This window comes from Psychrobacter sp. ANT_H3, assembly GCF_027919975.1.
Classification (GTDB): domain Bacteria; phylum Pseudomonadota; class Gammaproteobacteria; order Pseudomonadales; family Moraxellaceae; genus Psychrobacter; species Psychrobacter maritimus.
In genome coordinates this window covers 1-16,563 of the sequence record NZ_JAQISM010000014.1, presented here as the reverse complement: position 1 = coordinate 16,563, position 16,563 = coordinate 1, and the positions used below count along the sequence as shown (strand labels likewise).

13 protein-coding genes and 2 tRNA genes are annotated in these 16,563 nt (G+C 44.1%); 9 read left to right on the top strand and 6 right to left on the bottom strand.

The features are described 5' to 3' along the window. Nucleotides 1-118: 118 nt before the first annotated feature. Both PG901_RS08055 and rsgA read right to left on the bottom strand, forming a co-directional pair. A complete protein-coding gene (locus PG901_RS08055) occupies nucleotides 119-574 on the bottom strand; it encodes a rhodanese-like domain-containing protein (RefSeq protein ID WP_201565188.1) in 456 nt (151 codons plus the stop codon). A 190-nt stretch (nucleotides 575-764) separates the two neighbouring features. Further along, nucleotides 765-1,868, bottom strand: coding sequence for a ribosome small subunit-dependent GTPase A (rsgA, locus tag PG901_RS08050; protein WP_271134145.1), 1,104 nt, complete (start codon nucleotides 1,866-1,868; stop codon nucleotides 765-767). 229 nt (nucleotides 1,869-2,097) lie between these two features. Between rsgA and orn the strand changes: the two genes are divergently transcribed. Continuing rightward, complete coding sequence (orn, locus tag PG901_RS08045) at nucleotides 2,098-2,685, top strand: oligoribonuclease (protein ID WP_183620749.1); 588 nt, start codon at nucleotides 2,098-2,100, stop codon at nucleotides 2,683-2,685. Nucleotides 2,686-2,870: 185 nt separating this feature from the next. On the opposite strand, the gene PG901_RS08040 is transcribed toward orn, so the two are convergent. Further along, entirely contained in the window at nucleotides 2,871-3,350 is a 480-nt protein-coding gene (locus tag PG901_RS08040) for a hemerythrin domain-containing protein (protein WP_271134144.1), read from the bottom strand. A gap of 59 nt (nucleotides 3,351-3,409) precedes the next feature. Here PG901_RS08040 and PG901_RS08035 point away from each other — a divergent pair, with 59 nt between their 5' ends. Next, nucleotides 3,410-3,847, top strand: coding sequence for a CopD family protein (locus tag PG901_RS08035; protein WP_271134143.1), 438 nt, complete (start codon nucleotides 3,410-3,412; stop codon nucleotides 3,845-3,847). A gap of 134 nt (nucleotides 3,848-3,981) precedes the next feature. Here PG901_RS08035 and PG901_RS08030 read toward each other — a convergent pair. Both PG901_RS08030 and PG901_RS08025 read right to left on the bottom strand, forming a co-directional pair. Beyond that, nucleotides 3,982-4,058 (bottom strand) — tRNA-Asp (locus PG901_RS08030). 64 nt (nucleotides 4,059-4,122) lie between these two features. Beyond that, nucleotides 4,123-4,198, bottom strand: a tRNA-Val gene (locus tag PG901_RS08025). A 449-nt stretch (nucleotides 4,199-4,647) separates the two neighbouring features. Between PG901_RS08025 and PG901_RS08020 the strand changes: the two genes are divergently transcribed. From PG901_RS08020 to PG901_RS07990, 7 genes are all read left to right on the top strand, one after another. Further along, nucleotides 4,648-6,300, top strand: a complete 1,653-nt coding sequence (locus tag PG901_RS08020; RefSeq protein WP_271134142.1) for a cardiolipin synthase — start codon at nucleotides 4,648-4,650, stop codon at nucleotides 6,298-6,300. A gap of 95 nt (nucleotides 6,301-6,395) precedes the next feature. Then, nucleotides 6,396-7,898 carry a tetratricopeptide repeat protein gene (locus tag PG901_RS08015; RefSeq protein WP_271134141.1) on the top strand — a complete coding sequence of 501 codons (1,503 nt, stop codon included), beginning with the start codon at nucleotides 6,396-6,398 and terminating at the stop codon, nucleotides 7,896-7,898. A gap of 174 nt (nucleotides 7,899-8,072) precedes the next feature. Then, a complete protein-coding gene (locus PG901_RS08010; RefSeq protein WP_271134140.1) occupies nucleotides 8,073-9,659 on the top strand; it encodes a 3-deoxy-D-manno-octulosonic acid transferase in 1,587 nt (528 codons plus the stop codon). An 8-nt stretch (nucleotides 9,660-9,667) separates the two neighbouring features. Further along, entirely contained in the window at nucleotides 9,668-10,441 is a 774-nt protein-coding gene (locus PG901_RS08005; protein ID WP_271134139.1) for a 16S rRNA (uracil(1498)-N(3))-methyltransferase, read from the top strand. 260 nt (nucleotides 10,442-10,701) lie between these two features. Continuing rightward, entirely contained in the window at nucleotides 10,702-11,835 is a 1,134-nt protein-coding gene (locus PG901_RS08000) for an extracellular solute-binding protein (RefSeq protein ID WP_271134138.1), read from the top strand. A 97-nt stretch (nucleotides 11,836-11,932) separates the two neighbouring features. Next, on the top strand, nucleotides 11,933-13,615 hold the full coding sequence (locus PG901_RS07995; protein ID WP_271134137.1) for an ABC transporter permease: 1,683 nt from the start codon (nucleotides 11,933-11,935) through the stop codon (nucleotides 13,613-13,615). A 111-nt stretch (nucleotides 13,616-13,726) separates the two neighbouring features. After that, nucleotides 13,727-15,196, top strand: a complete 1,470-nt coding sequence (locus tag PG901_RS07990) for an ABC transporter ATP-binding protein (RefSeq protein ID WP_271134136.1) — start codon at nucleotides 13,727-13,729, stop codon at nucleotides 15,194-15,196. 46 nt (nucleotides 15,197-15,242) lie between these two features. On the opposite strand, the gene PG901_RS07985 is transcribed toward PG901_RS07990, so the two are convergent. After that, on the bottom strand, nucleotides 15,243-16,112 hold the full coding sequence (locus PG901_RS07985) for a methyltransferase (RefSeq protein ID WP_271134135.1): 870 nt from the start codon (nucleotides 16,110-16,112) through the stop codon (nucleotides 15,243-15,245). Between the last annotated feature and the right edge of the window lie 451 nt (nucleotides 16,113-16,563).

Here is a 16,563-nt window from a genome sequence, read left to right as displayed (position 1 = left end):
CACATAAAAAAAGACACCTCTTTAAAAGGTGTCTTTTAGATTAGCGCTGTATATTTCCAAAGCTACATTGTGCTTATACTTACTTAGCCCTGCATAAACCAACGCTGAATCTACTGTCTTACTTATGCAAACTTGGCTTGGCTTTGCCTTTATTCTTTGGCTTAGCATCTTTTACACCAACCAACGGCATGCCAGCGCCTTGCCAGCCGCCGATACCACCTTCTAGGCGATAGACACTGTCTTTACCAATCATCTGAATCGCCGCGCCTGCTTGCACGCCCATATCACAAATGATAATCACTGGTTGCTCAATCGCACGAATTTCCTCAATGCGGTCTTTAAGCTCAGTGAATGGTATGTTGCGGCTGCCTTGGATATAGCCGGTTTCAAATTTCTTTTTGGCGCGAATATCGATCAGCTGCGCATTTTGCGAGTTAACCATCATACCCAATGTATTGGGCGATATTTTTCTGCCACTACGTTTGTTTTCAATAGCAAAAAATAGCACGGCAAGTACGGCTAATATACCAAATAAAAACGGGTGGTTGCCCACAAATTCCAGCGCACGATCCAAACCATACCTCCAAAAAAATAAGTGTTCGGTTAAGCTGAGAAGACAGCCTAAAGATATGAACAAGGCGCTATTATACCGATTAGACTAGCCATAGTAAACGTGTGATGAGCAACGTTTACTATGGCAGTGATTAATAAGATAAGGGCTAATAAAGCACTGATTAATAAAGCATGCGTTAATAAGGCTCTGATTAATAAGGTTTAGTATCTGCCTCTTCTCTTAAGGTGACAAGGTTTTCAACACGGCGCTGCAATATCACGCCATCAGCAACCGCTTGCCATAACGCGCAGCCTTTGCTGTTATGAGTATGGCGACAATCGCGGAATTGGCAATCACCTGCCAGCGGTGCAAGCTCAACGAAACCTGAAATGATATCATCAGGGGTTAAATGCCAAATGCCGTACTCGCGAATACCGGGGGTATCGACAATGCCACCTTGGGTTAAGTCGTCTGGGTTAAATGGCAATAAGCGACTGGTCGTGGTGGTATGCTGACCGAGTTTCGAGTTCTCAGAGATAATATTTACGCTCTGTGCCGATTCAGGTAGTAGGGCATTAATTAAACTGCTTTTACCGACACCAGACTGACCGGCAAAAATAACCAGCTTTTTATCGATATAGCGCTTTAACTCATCTAGCCCTTCTTGCTCATCGCTATCAGCAATATTTTCAGGACAAGCGACCGAAGTAAGGACGCTTTCATAACCAAGTGCCGCATACTGTGCCAGTAGCTCATTGGTATCGACGCCGTTTTCTTGCGCCAGCAGGTCGGCTTTATTGAGCACCAAGAGCGGCTTGACACCAGCATGATGACAAACGACCAAATAGCGGTCAATGAGAGTCGGCGCAGCAGCGGGCAACGGCGCAAACACAATCGCCAAAATATCGACATTGGCGGCGACTGGCTTGAGCTTATGGTAGCGATCAGGACGTGAGACCAGAGAAGTACGTGGTTTGACCGACTCGATACGTCCAAAGCCAGTATTAGGATCAGCACTCCAGCGCACTTGGTCGCCAGCGGCTAGCATCGGTAAGTTGGTACGTACATGACAGCGCCAGATATCGCCTAACGCCAGCTCCTGCCAAAACGGCTCAGGATCATCGGGCGCAATCTCCGGCTGCACGGGAATTACTGCTGGTAAGCTGGTCACCTGTACTTCTAACTGCTTACCATAATGCGCCATGACCACGCCATCCATCAAACTGTCATCGATGCTATCTTGACTGTCCAGCTGCTGTTTGTCGATGCGACGAATCTGCTGTTTAGTCAGTTTGCGTTGCCGAATTAATGCCATGGGTTTTGAACCTATTAAAAAAATATTGCTAAGTGTAGCGTGAAAATTTGCTAACATACAGCCTAAAGCGCCGCTAGCCGATAGTGGTTTTGTAATGTTTTAGTTTTTTTAGACATTATCATTGAGCAAGCGCAAACATATATTATTTGAGCATGACCATTTATAGATGATTTATTTGGTTAACATTGCTCGCAAGTTGTTCCAAAATTTATTGACCATAGGATATTTTATGAGTACCGACGACCATCCCAATAAAATTAAAATCAAAAACCAAGGTAAAAAAGGGCTGGTATGGATTGACCTAGAAATGACCGGGCTTGATACCGTAAACGATGAAATCATCGAGATTGCGACCGTGGTGACAGATGAGGATTTAAACGTCCTTGCTGAAGGGCCGGTGTTTGCCATTAAAGTATCAGATCAAGTATTAAATAAAATGGATGACTGGAATACTAAGCAGCACGGTCAGTCAGGCTTGGTCGACCGTGTGCGTCGTAGTACGGTGACATTGGCAGAAGCCGAAGCGGAAACCATTAAGTTTTTAAACAAATGGGTTGATAGTGGTAAATCGCCTATGTGCGGCAACTCAATCTGCCAAGATCGCCGCTTTATGGCGCGCCAAATGCCCGAGCTTGAGCGCTTTTTCCATTATCGCAACCTTGATGTGTCATCAATTAAAGAGCTTTGCTTCCGCTGGCGTCCTGATATTTTAAGAAATTTTGAAAAAGGCGGCAGTCATTTAGCGTTAGACGATATTCGCGACTCTATTCGTGAGCTAAAACACTATCGTCAGCACTTTTTTAAATTAATGCCTTAGAGTCTAGTGCTTAAAGGTTAGTGTCTTAAAAATACTGCTTTAACCATAAGTCCGTACAACCTATCAAGCCGCTAAAAAAGCTCGCAAATGAAACGAATACCAAAATATGGCTCGTTTCTTTGCGGGCTTTTTGTTTAATCAATATTTTATTTAACTGGTCTTGGATTAACTCTCATATAAATGGATTAGCGATCCTCATCAGGGCGCTTAATGCTATCTGGACTGGCTTTATATACAGCATTTAACTCTGCTTCTGTCAGATATTTTTCTACCGCAGGATATAACGCTCGCTCTTCAAATCGGATATGGTCGTATAATAAAGTGCCAAGCGCCTTAACCTGCGCGACTGTGATGTCTTTATTCCCAGATTTTTGTGACGCTTCAACTTCATTTATTATTTTATATAATTGCTTATGTTGTCCGTCAAGGGTGTCGAGTACCGAGGCAACATCAGGATGATTGGTACGATATGGCTCTAAGGCATGAGCGATTAAGTTATCTTCAATTTGGAAATGATATTGCATATCGTTAATATAGGAGGTGAGATTGTGCCAGTGTTTGGCAATCTCTTCGGGTTCATCAGCGCATTCTTTCGCATGGCGCGACAGGTTAAGTCCAAGATGATGTTGGCGGGATAATGGCTGTAATTGATTGGCGCGTTTCATAATTAAAACCTTAATGTTTCAAGAAATCATGATTGGTTAATTATTTGGAGTGATATGGTATGTTCAACTATCTATTAATTCTGCACCTACTTGGCGCAGCAATATGGACAGGTGGTCATTTAATACTAGCATTAGTGGTGCTACCTAAAGTACTAACTTCACGTAATTTAGAGGCATTGTTACAATTTGAGGGGCAGTTTGAAAAAATTGGTATGCCAGCTTTGGCTATTCAGATTATTACTGGATTGTGGATGGCATATAGGATGCTACCCGATGTGAGTGCATGGTTTGCTTTTGATAATGACATTAGCGTATTGATTGGTATCAAGCTGATATTATTATTGCTGACGGCTGTCGTCGCTATGCACGCACGTTTTAGGGTAATACCAAGGTTATCAGCCAACAATTTGAATGGATTTGCCGTTAATATTATCTTGGTGACGCTACTTTCAGTGGCATTCGTTGTGGTCGGTACGCTGTTCCGTATGGGGTTTTAGTGAAAATTTTTCTGGATAAAATGATAAGTTCTAAGTAGTAGTTAATAGCTGATAACAATCAACAAGCACAAAAAAACCTCAAGTAAACGAATACTTGAGGTTGAAACTTTTGTATTAAAACTAAGTTTTAAATATGGCGCAGCGGACGGGACTCGAACCCGCGACCCCCGGCGTGACAGGCCGGTATTCTAACCAACTGAACTACCGCTGCTGAGGTCGTTTTAGTTTATTTAGCCACTTAGCTTACTACTTAAGAGTAACACTATACTAAATAGTGGTGGGTGATGACGGATTCGAACCGCCGACATTCTGCGTGTAAGGCAGACGCTCTACCAACTGAGCTAATCACCCTGAGCGAGGATAAAACGAAGCACTGCTTCGTCCGAGCGCAAGAGAATTTACATTGTCGTAAATTCTAGGAAACTACGCATCCAAACTAGGTATTACTGGAATCCTTTAAAGAGGATTTCCTGAAAGTTTTAACATTCAAAGTTGTCACCCTTTGAATAACTTTCAACAGAAGAGAACTAACTAAAGCCTCGCTCTGTGGGTGTGTATTATATACATTTACACATGGCTGTCAAATATTATTTCAAGTATTTTTAAAATTGTGGTTGTTAACCTTTATTAACGGTCAAATTAAGGCATAAATAAAGTGAGTGTCAGACGATACAGTTAGCTATTGCGTGCTTGCTAAAAGCTACTATACTGATAATGCTTTTGGCATCTCGTTAACAAGGCGTCTACTTAGTAAGCCAGCTGGTTAATAAATAGGTAAATAGTTTGAGTGATATAGGGTCATGGAGGCGAGCATAGATAATTTTAATATAGAAGCGCTTTCTATTGAAGACTACTTTACCACATGGTCGGTAGGCGACTTTGCTGGATTGGGTCTGATATTGCACGTGATTCTCATGATAGTCATGACGCTGCGTATTGTCTCGGTGCAGCGCAATATCGGGGTGTCGATTGCTTGGGTTGCCGTGCTTTATACTTTGCCTTTGGTTGGCTTTATCGCTTATATACTCCTAGGTGAGCCAATGATTGGGCGGCGTTACCGCGCGCGTATGAATCAGGCGCGGCTACTGATGAATGATATGGCTAAGCGTGAGCAGCTGGTATTTGATGAAGGACAAGAGCTGCTGCCTGATAACTACCGCGGTGTCAGTAAAATAGGCACGCGTTGGACAGGGTTTGGGGTATTTCCCGACCACCAAATGCAATTATTGACCACGCCGAGTGCTATCTTTGGGCGCTTGATTGAAGACATTAATGCCGCCCAGCGCATTATCCTGATGGAGTTTTATATTATTTATCCAAAAGGTCAGATACTCGATGTCATGGAAGCGCTAATGGCAGCGGCGCAGCGCGGTGTAGAATGTCATATTTTGGCAGACAGTGTAGGGAGTTTTAGCTTTTTTAATAGCAAACAGCATCGGATGTTAGAAGAGGCTGGGGTTTTTGTACACCAGTCGCTACCGGTGGGATTATTTAAAACTTTGTTTAAGCGCTCCGATTTGCGTAATCATCGCAAGATTATCGTCATTGACGAACATATAGGCTATATCGGTAGCTTTAACTTGGTTGACCCGAAGTTTTTTAAACAGAATAAAAATGTTGGTCAATGGATTGATGTAGCGATACGTAGTTTCAGTCAAGAGCCGATGAATATTGCCACAGCGATGGCCAAAGTAGTGGTCACCGATATCGGGGCAGAAAATAAAGACAACCTAGACGCACTCAATCACCGCGTGAATACCTATACCCGTAAGCTTTATGTCATGCACCCGACAATTAATGATATCAACAGCCGCGTCAAAGTTTTAGACGAGCTTGTTGATTCTGATGAGCCGCCAGAGATTGGCTCGACATCGATTTTGATACCGCGCATGCCCGTAGTCGAGGATGTGCTAGCGCAGCTGATACCTTCGGCGCCGCAAGTAACGGCACATGTGATTTATAATACGTTGGTGACGGTGATTCATCGCGCCAATAAACGTATTCGTATTACCACGCCGTACTTTGTACCCGATGAAGCTTTATCAGGGGCGCTGACTACTGCTGCCAAACGTGGGGTCGAGGTGACGATTATTGTGCCAGAAAAAGTGGATTCGTTTTTGGTGCAGCACGCTTCCCAAGCGTATTATCAAGAACTGCTCGAAGCAGGGGTGACCATTGCTTTATTTAAAGGCGGACTGCTGCATGCAAAAACCGTGGTTATTGACGATGATTATTGTCTGTTTGGCACGGTAAATATCGATATGCGCAGCTTTTATTTGAATATGGAAGTTAGCTTAGCGATTTATACGCCAGAAATGGTCGCGCAGGTTGCTGACTGTCAAGAAGTCTACTTACAAAGCTGTCATTTTTTAGGCTTAGAAGAGTGGCAAGAGCGCCACGGGGCAGAGCGCTTGTTTGATAATGTGGTGCGCTTATTTAGTCCTTTATTGTAGCGCTTTCGCTTTTGAGTTAAGGTAAACTACTTATTTTTATTGTCATCTTATTTGTTTTTTTAAAACGCTTAATTTTTAAAGGATAGGCTTGCCTTATGTCTGCATCGCCCTTAACGCCCCTTGATTATATTGCAGCAGGCTATTGGCAAGATTTCTTAGCTGGCCGTCCCGTCGCTGGCGGCATGGCTTATGAAGCTGAATTGCATCACTGCACACTCGATGAATCGCTGGCAAGTTTACAGCGTATAGATACCTTGCTGTCGCAGATACGCCGTGACATGATAAAGTCTGGCACGTGGGATGAGGCGACGCTGTTGGCAGATGAGCGCTATCGTAATTTCATGGTATTTTTGGCATTTTATGCAGGGCGCGTATTGGCACAGCAATGGCAGTATACGCCGCATTGGTTCGGTGAGTTTGAGCTACGTAAGCGTTATCCTGCTCTGCCGCTGCTGACCGATGATTTTTATCAACATATGGCAGTGGTTTATCATAATGATGTTGAGGATACTGATAAGCCTAATGCGACTGACTCACTATTTTTTGCCTTAGAGCCGATAGGACTGCGGCTGTTTGGTCATATTGATAGGCCGTTTCAAGCGGTGCAAGGTGGTCAAGTGGCAAGCGGCCTATACCAAGCAGTGAGTGCAAGACTGCCAAACGCCATTGATAGCCATCATGCATTACCTATAGCTACCGAGCGTGCCACTAAAGAAGTAACTGAAACAATAGTACCTCGACATAGCCGCCAAAGTATTCAGACAAATACTGATGCTGTTAATCATACTTCTTATAATGAGCTTCAAACAACACCTGAAGTTGTCCAAGCAGATACTCTATTAGCAAAAACTGCTTCATCAACTGCTTCATTAACAGCTCCATTAGAAGCACCCTCAGCACAAACGGCTTCAGTAAAATCTTCACAAACAGAGTCAGACACAATAGCGATAAAACCAATAATAAAACCAGCAGTAAAACCACTGATAAAAGAAGCGCCAACCCCAGAGCTTTTTAGCCAATTGCTCATAGAGCTTGATGAAATAGAAGTACCACAAATCGCTGGCAAGACAGAATACGAGCAAGCCTGTAAAATCTTGGATCAATTTGAGCAGCATATTGCTAAGCAAGAGAAACCGCGCGCGCAAGTTACCTTTTCACAGCAGCATTTGGCAGCCAAGCAGCAAGCTCTGTTAAAATTGCAAGATGCTGCTCATGCGGGTAATAGCGCTGCGATGCTACGTTTAGCCATGTATGAGCTACTTGGTGAAGGGGTAAATACGGATAAAGTGGCTGGTATGGAAGCAGGGGTTGAATGGGTGAAGCAAGCGGCGAGCAAAGATGACAGCCGTGCCCAGCGTTTATTAAGTAAGCTGTATTATCAAGGATTTGGCGTGCCGCAAGATATGACTAATGGAAAATACTGGCTTGAGCAAGCGGCCAAAAATGGTCATGCAGAAGCGGCCAGTTTGATGAGCCAATGGCAGCAAGCGCAAACGTTAATCAGTACACAAAAGCAAGAGCAGCATAGTCTCAAACGTTATCAGCTATTGTTTGCGGTAATCATTGTTATCGCTATATTAATATTCATTATTGTCTAACCGTTCATGTCCAAATTCCGGTTCTTAAATTTTCGTTTCTAATAGCGAGTGCTTTAAAACTATTGTTTAGCATTAAATTCAGGTAGAATTGGCGCGTTTTTTATTGGCATTTTTTATTGTCATTTTATAACGTCACCTCCTATCGTCCGATCCATTACTAATCTGGGCTTCTTCATGCCATCTTCTGATAATTCCTTACCCTCTTTTGATAAGTCGACTCAGCCAAGCCGAGCCGTTTATAAGCCACCTGTTTATTATCAGGTGACGATTGGTTTGCTAAAACCGTTATATCGTATGCAAGTATGGCGTCGCTCGCATAAGCGTGATAATTATCAGCAAGAAGTCGAGCAGCGTTTTGGTAAGCGCTATCCTGCGCCGCCCGTGCCTGATACAAATATTAAATCTAATGTGAATGCCAACGAAAATGCTAATTATAAAGATAGCAATGGCAAAAAAGTCATTTGGTGCCATGCGGTATCTTTAGGTGAGACCAATACCGTCGCGCCCTTGCTTGATGCGCTATTAGCAAAAGGCTATCAGATATGGTTGACCAATACCACGCAGACAGGGTTTGCGCGCGGTGCCAGTCGCTTTGCCGATGATATTGCCCAAGGTCGCTTAAGCCATAGCTACGTTCCAGTCGACAGCCCTGCGGTGATTGAGACATTTTTAGCGCATGTACAACCCGTTGCGGCAATGTTTGTAGAAACGGAGCTTTGGGCGAATATCTTGACCAAGTTGTCCGAGCATCATATCCCAAGTATTTTGGTCAATGGTCGGCTGTCGGCTGCTTCTTTTAAAAGTTATCAAAAAATTGGCGCGGTCAGTGCCAGTATGATGAAAAACCTGAGTTTGATTATTGCGCAGGATAATGAATCGGCAAAACGCTTTCGGCAATTGGGCGCTCATAGTGCGCAAATCCGCGTGGCAGGCTCGCTGAAATGGGTGATTAATACCCCGAAGCTGAATGATAATGGTGCCAAAGAAGCTGAAATAGCAAATGATGGCGCAGACTTGGATTTAGATTTAGGCGTAGCAGGTCGCCCGATTTGGGTGGCAGCAAGTACACATAGCGGTGAAGAAAAGACAGTATTATCATGGCAGCAGCAAATCATCTCTAATCCTCTATTAGCGGATACGTTGTTAATTATCGTTCCAAGGCATCCTGAGCGCTTCGATGAGGTGGCAGAACTGATTGAAAAGTCAGGATTAACGATGACGCGTCGTAGTGATGAGGATGCAATCAGTACAAATACCCAAGTTTATTTGGCTGATAGTATGGGTGAGTTGATGAAATGGTATGCGCTTGCAGATGTGGCATTGGTGGGTGGCTCATTGGTCGATATTGGCGGGCATAATCCCGTTGAGCCGGCAAGTGTGGCGACGCCGGTATTGATGGGCAGTTATACCCAATCTTGCCAAAGCGTGGTTGATAAGCTCGCTAGTGTTGGGGCGTTATATCAACCAAACAACGAGTTCTATAGCGCTCTTGGTACTGATGAGCAGCTATCTCAGCAGCAGAAAATTGCGACCAATCCGCCATCTAGCGATGACGACAGTTTGCTTTATCAGCAGCTACAGTTTTGGCTTAGCCATTTGGAATTGGCAAAGCAGGCAGGGCAAGCGGGTGCAGAAATGACTGAGCAGCAGCAAGCGGTCTTGCATCGGCAGTTATCGATGATTGAAGATGTGATTCAGCAATACGCAAAAGCATCTTTCAATCCAGAACTGAATCCAGAACTGAATCAAGAGCGGATATAAGTGACGCTATGAACTGTATATTATTGCCAGCAACCAACTTTCAACATGATAATGCGTCTGCCTATATCAATGATTTAATGCAAATTACCCATGTGAATAAAGTACTAACTGCCAAAGTGGGCGATACGTTAAAAATTGGCCAATTGGGTGGCAAGCTTGGCAGCGCTATCATTAAAGATATTGCGTCCGATAGTATTGAACTGGGTGATATACAGCTAACCATCAATCCGCCAGCGAAGCTCAATCTTACGGTGGTACTGGCATTACCAAGGCCAAAGGTGTTACGCCGCCTAATCATGGATATGACCGCGCTTGGTGTCAACGATATTATCCTTATCAACAGCTATCGTACGCAAAAGAGTTATTGGCAAAGCCCGATGTTGGCTCGCCTTGACGAGTTTGTGTTAGAAGGGCTGCAACAAGGCGTTGATACGGTTACGCCGCGCATCAGTCTGCAAAAACGCTTTAAACCCTTTGTTGAAGATGAGCTTGCAAGCTTAATCACCAATCGTGCCATCGTTGCTCATCCTTATAGCGCGCTGTCATTTGCGCAATATATGCAGCAACAACTAAAAAATCCTGGACCCCTTCATAACTCAGCACTGCCAAGTATGGTTTTTATCGGCGCAGAAGGCGGCTGGATTGATTATGAGATTGACTTACTTGCCAAGCAAGGTTGCACGGCGGTCAATATAGGCCCGCGCATATTGCGCACCGAAGCGGCGGTTAATGTCATTTTAGGACAGTGGCTTCTTTCAGATGCTAAGATGCGGCTGCGTTAGGATAGGGCTGCTCTATCATCAAAGTAAATCGATAAAAAGCCATTAAAACTCTGCTTAAATATGGCTATCCAAAGGTAAATATTAAGTGATAATTTTGCTGCATGGTTGCACGAAATAAATGTATTGATAATTAATCTCATTTCGATTAGTATATTGTCACTCAGACATTAATGTCTTATTAGTCTCGCTATTCAATCATTTTCTAATGATTTTAATGTCCTTTTATCTCACTTATCCGTAGCACCATTATGGGGAAAGCCATGTCATTAACTGCTATCAGTGCAAATCTATCTTCTACTAAGCTTATTTTACCCGTTGCTGTATTTGGTCTGATGTTAGGGCTTACTGGCTGTAATAATTCATCGACGCCAGCAGAAGGCGTAGATGCTGAAGCTGGTACTGAACAATCTAGCACTGAGCAAGAAGTGGCTACAAATGATGATGCGACGGCAGCTGGTGGGCAAACGGTCACCATCTACTCATCACGTAATGAGCAGTTAATCAAACCACTATTAGACCGTTATACTGAGCAGACAGGCGTTAAAATTGAGCTGGTCACTGATAAAACGGGGCCATTGATGGCGCGCCTGCAAGCGGAAGGTAAAAATACTCCTGCTGATATGCTATTAACCGTCGATGCGGGTAACTTATGGCAAGCAGCGGAGCAGGGCTTATTGCAACCTGTGTCTTCTACTATCTTAGAAGCCAACGTCCCTGCTAAATATCGTGATCCAAAAGGTCAGTGGACAGGTCTGTCATTACGCGCCCGTACGATTTTTTATGACCCAAGTAAAGTCAGCGCCGACCAATTATCTACTTATGCCGATTTGGCTGATCCAAAATGGAAAGGCAAATTGTGTCTACGTACCTCTAAGAAAGTTTACAACCAATCATTGGTTGCCAGCATGATGGAGCACTTGGGCGAAGAGAAAACCGAGCAAGTTATTCGTGGTTGGGTAGATAACTTAGCGACCGACGTATTCAGCGATGATACCAACTTATTAGAGGCGATTGCCGCAGGTCAGTGTGAAGTGGGTATTGCCAATAGCTACTACTATGGTCGCCTGCTTGATGAAAAACCAAACTTCCCTGTAAAAATATTCTGGGCGAACCAAGGTACGACTGGTGCCCATGTTAATATCTCTGGAGCTGGCGTAGTAACCGGTTCAGACAATCCAGATGGCGCGCTTAAATTGATGGAATGGTTGTCTTCTGATGAGGCGCAAGGTTTATATGCCAGCGCTGATAAAGAATTCCCAGTCAAAGCGGGTATCGATGAGTCAGAGATGCTCAAATCATGGGGTCCATTTAAACAAGACGATATCAGTGTCCAGAAATTCGGTGAGCTACAAACCAAAGCCATTCAAATGATGGATAAAGCGGGTTATAAATAATAGACTGGCAGTAGCTAAGTGGTTGGTTTTTAGCTATTAGGTGCTTATTAATTCAGCATCTAATAGCGTCATTATGCGTATGACACGGTAACAATCTATGATAACAATGCCAGAAGCGTCTGCTAAGCAAGACAATACTGTCAATGAAGCCAGTAATGACAATAATAGTCCATCTATTAGTCACGACCATGTCGTCCGCAAACGTATCCTCTCAAAATCAGTCTTAGGACTGATTTCGTTGTTTATGCTAGTACCGATTTTAATCGTACTATTATCGTGGACGCAGCCGGTCGCTGATATTTGGACCCATATGCGCGAATATGTGTTGCCGCAAGTGTTAAAAAATACCGTCATTCTATTGCTGATGGTGACGGTGATTTCTGGCGTTATCGGGACCGCACTTGCGTGGGTGACCAGTATGTACCGCTTCCCTGGACAGCGGTTTTTTGCGTGGGCGCTGATGTTGCCATTAGCGATGCCCGCTTATGTCTTAGCATTTGTCACTGTCGGTATCGTTGACTTTAGCGGACCGCTGCAAACGGCTTTAAGAGAGTCAGGCTTTACCACCGCTATCCCATCGGTGCGTAATGTTTGGGGTGCAGGTTTAGTATTGTCGTTGGCATTTTATCCTTATGTTTATTTGCTGGCGCGCCAGGCGTTTTTATCGCAAGGTAGGCGAGCGATTGAAGCGGGGCAGATGCTTGGGTTAAGTCGTAGCAAGGTGTTTTTTCGGCTGGCGTTACCACAAGCACTACCGTGGGTCATTGGTGGTTTGCTACTTGCCAGTATGGAGACGCTCGCAGATTTTGGCGCAGTATCAGTCTTTAATGTCGATACTTTTACGACGGCGATTTATAAAGCTTGGTTTGGCTTTTTTAGTTTAACCACTGCTGCGCAGCTGGCAGCGTTATTAATCGGCGTGGTTTTTATCGTCGTCTTGTTTGAGCAGTATTGGCAAGCAAAGCGTGGCAATACCATCACTCAGGGTAGCAGTAAGCGCTTTGAGGCCAGTAAACCTGCGAAGTGGGGCATGGCGCTACTTTGTACGCTGGTATTTTTAGTGGCGTTTTTGATTCCGTTTTTACAGCTGCTTTATTGGACCGCAGAAAATTTCCAGCAAGATTTTGATGCGCGCTATATTGATTTTGTCACCAATAGCCTTATGATTGCGAGTATGACCACGATATTTATCGCATTTTTGGCGATTATCATTGCTTGGGTCAAGCGTCAATATCCAGATAAATCCACCAAGCTGATGACCACCTTAGCCAATTTGGGTTATGTGGTACCGGGTACGGTGTTGGCCGTTGGGATATTTATTCCGATTGCGTGGCTTGATAATCAGCTGATAGCTTTTGGTATTACTTCAACGCAGTTTTTTTCCGGTAGTGTCATCGTCATGCTGCTAGCCTTATCGACGCGCTTTATGACGGTGAGCTTTCAGCCGGTAGACCGTCAGCTACAGCGCTTGACGGTCAATCAAGAAGCGGCAGCTAAATTACTTAGCGATAGCCCGTATCAGCGCTGGCGGCAAGTGATGTTGCCCGTATTGAGTCCGGGGGTATTAACGGGTTTGTTGATGGGCTTTGTCGAAGTCATGAAAGAGATGCCGATTACCTTAATGACACGGCGACAAGGTTGGGATACGCTGGCAGTAAGGGTGTTTGAGATGACCAGCGAAGGCATGTGGGGACGCGCCGCATTGCCCAGTTTGTTGATTGTGCTGGTTGGTCTGATTCCTGTTTGGGTATTGCTGCGCCAAAGTGATAAACAAGGTTAAGCGCGTTTATCACTAAAGAACAACATTAAGAAATAACTATATTAAAAAGAGCAACATTAAAAACCGCGTCAATGATGGGTTTTATTCACTAATAGCTTACTGGTACCGTCTATGTATACTGACTTGATGAACGATTCAACCAATCCAGCAGCGTCTAAATCTTTAAAGCCTGAATCCTTAAAGATAGGCGGTAAGCCAAGACCGGAGCATGTGAAAAAACCACCCGCCACCCTATTAACCAAAGCTCAGGTAGCACAGCTGCAAGCGGATAAAAGCTTGCCTCACAGCTCATCGACACAAGATGCTTTAAATCAAAGCATATCAAATCAAAGCGTATCAGATCAGACTGCCTTAAATAAAGAAACAGCAGGACAAATTCACTTGCAAGATAACCCTGTTTTTAATTCCTCTAAAAAGAACACTAGCGTTGATGATGCTTATTTTAGCGTTCAAGATTTAATCGTTGGTTATGACGATACGATTATCGTTAATGGCTTATCGCTAGATTTGCAACAAGGTGAAATCGGCTGCTTTTTGGGTTATAGCGGCTGCGGTAAAACCACCGCCCTAAGGGCGATTGCAGGCTTAGAGCAAAGCCGTGGCGGCAAGATTCGCTTAAGCAATCAGCGTTTAACGGAACAAACCGCACGTACTACCTTTGCGGTCGCGCCAGCCAAGCGCGGCATGGGCATGGTATTTCAGGATTATGCGTTATTTGGACATTTAAGCGTGGCAAAAAACATCGCCTTTGGCCTAAATAAATGGTCGGCTGCTGACAAAAAAGCCCGCGTTAAAGAGATGTTAGCGCTTGTGGAATTGTCGGAACATGCGGATAAACGTCCTAGTGAGTTATCTGGTGGCCAGCAGCAACGGGTGGCATTAGCCCGCGCATTGGCACCAAAGCCCAAGCTTTTGCTACTTGATGAACCGTTTTCTAACTTGGATGTGGTGCTACGTGAGTCACTGGCGATGAACGTCCGTGATATCCTTAAACGTACCAATACTACGGCGATATTGGTCACTCACGATCAAAACGAAGCCTTTGCGTTAGCCGATAAAGTCGGGGTGATGGATAAAGGTAAATTGGTGCAATGGGCGACGCCAAGTGAGCTATATCATGAGCCAGTCAGCCCATTTGTCGCTGAGTTTGTCGGCGAAGGCGCAATGATAGACGGTATTATCAAAGAAGGTCATGTTGAAACCGCGCTTGGTGATATTTATCGCCGTATGGAAGTTTATGATGAAACAGGGCAGCCGCAGTATTGCGAGTACGACTATCCGAATGGTACGCCGATTAAGGTGTTAGTACGTCCTGATGATATCGTGCATGACGATGAAAGCACGCAAACGGCTTTAGTAGTCGGACGTGTATTTCGCGGGGCAAACTATCTTTATCGCTTACAGCTAGCCGACGGTCAAACCGTACTGTCGTTAGTTGCCAGTCATCATAACCATGAGATTGGTTCACAAATTGGCATCTTGCCTATCCTAGAGCACGTAGTGGTGTTTGATGAAAAAGACATCAATGCCACCACATGGTCAGAGTATGATAGGTCAGAGCGCGTGGAAGACGTCAGGTAGTTATGAGTTTTAAGCTTGGCGCTGCTCTTGAAGCTTAGCAAGAACTTTAAGCTTGGCGCGTTGCCAGTATATGCAAATAACGTCCCAGCCATTTATACGGCTCGAGTTGTGAGTAGCGCAGCTCCATGCGTATCACCGCTTCAGGGTCGTTATGACCGCCACGTTTTAGCGGCGAATAATCATGAAATACCCGCAAGCCACTGGCAAGTATCGTTTGATAATGATGAGCTTCTAACCAAGATTCAACTTCCTCTTTAGCGACCGGATGATTGGGTGTGAGGCTTTTCTTATTGTCCGCTTCATATTCAGTGTTATCCAATAAGTTAAAATTACCCATAATAAGATTGCGATAATCAAAACTCGCTGGATTATAAAAGCACAGCGATAGCGCGCCATTTTCAGTTAAATGCTTATCAAAAAAATCCATCACAGCGGCTGGCTCTGCCAACCATTCGAGCAGTGCATGACACATTATCAAATCAAACTTCTCTGTATTACCTGCTAACTTTTCTTCTAATTCTTGATACGGGCAAACGTACCACCTAATATCCAAATCCTTTTTAACTATTTCAGCGTTTGCTTGTGCTTTCTCCAACATATTGGCTGAGATATCATTGATAACCAGCGTATGCCCTTGAGTGGCAAGCTCAATCGCAATTTGCGCTAGCCCAGCGCCCACATCCAAAATAAGTAACGGTCGCCCAAGTGTCTGGCTCATCTGCGTGCAATAGGCAAAAATATCACGGCGCAATACTGCCAGACGAATGTCGCCTTTTAAGCCGCCGTAAACCTTTTTTTCAAAGTGGTCGGCAATTGCATCAAAGCTGCGATCCGTACGCGTATCGGGTTGGTCAATGGACGGTGTGATGGCTTGCTTGCTGGGCTGGTCAGTTGATTGGCTGCTTTCGTGATTCATAACGGGCTCTGTTTTATCTAAAGTATTTGAAATGCTTTTGCATCACTTTTTTATTGGATTTTAATAGGGTTTTAGCGTATAAATAGTAAAGCCTAAGCATTGGTTTTCATTGGTTTTCATTGGTTTTCATTGATTTTCATTGATTTTCACATTGATTATCACTCAGTCGTCTAAGCCATCTGACTTAGAAGTTTGATTTAAAAAAGCGAGTTCTAAAAAGTATTTATTAAAAATATCAGCTAGGTTTTATTTATCTATTGCCAAGGATTTTAGGCATTTTTTTGTTTTACTACTGCTAAGGATAGCAATCATGGTCTTACCCCGTTCAATTATAAACAAACCCATCATGACGCGCGGTCTATTATCGCTAGCGATTGCCAGTAGCTTATTACTTGTTGGTTGTGGCGATGATAATGAGCGTTTCGTTGAATCGCCTTCGTCTTCTGCCAGC

Coding starts and splice junctions, on each gene's coding strand:
- rsgA (WP_271134145.1), bottom strand. CDS start 1,868: ATGGCATTAATTCGGCAACGCAAACTGACTAAACAGCAGATTCGTCGC.
- orn (WP_183620749.1), top strand. CDS start 2,098: ATGAGTACCGACGACCATCCCAATAAAATTAAAATCAAAAACCAAGGT.
- PG901_RS08040 (WP_271134144.1), bottom strand. CDS start 3,350: ATGAAACGCGCCAATCAATTACAGCCATTATCCCGCCAACATCATCTT.
- PG901_RS08035 (WP_271134143.1), top strand. CDS start 3,410: ATGTTCAACTATCTATTAATTCTGCACCTACTTGGCGCAGCAATATGG.
- PG901_RS08020 (WP_271134142.1), top strand. CDS start 4,648: ATGGAGGCGAGCATAGATAATTTTAATATAGAAGCGCTTTCTATTGAA.
- PG901_RS08015 (WP_271134141.1), top strand. CDS start 6,396: ATGTCTGCATCGCCCTTAACGCCCCTTGATTATATTGCAGCAGGCTAT.
- PG901_RS08010 (WP_271134140.1), top strand. CDS start 8,073: ATGCCATCTTCTGATAATTCCTTACCCTCTTTTGATAAGTCGACTCAG.
- PG901_RS08005 (WP_271134139.1), top strand. CDS start 9,668: ATGAACTGTATATTATTGCCAGCAACCAACTTTCAACATGATAATGCG.
- PG901_RS08000 (WP_271134138.1), top strand. CDS start 10,702: ATGTCATTAACTGCTATCAGTGCAAATCTATCTTCTACTAAGCTTATT.
- PG901_RS07995 (WP_271134137.1), top strand. CDS start 11,933: ATGATAACAATGCCAGAAGCGTCTGCTAAGCAAGACAATACTGTCAAT.
- PG901_RS07990 (WP_271134136.1), top strand. CDS start 13,727: ATGTATACTGACTTGATGAACGATTCAACCAATCCAGCAGCGTCTAAA.
- PG901_RS07985 (WP_271134135.1), bottom strand. CDS start 16,112: ATGAATCACGAAAGCAGCCAATCAACTGACCAGCCCAGCAAGCAAGCC.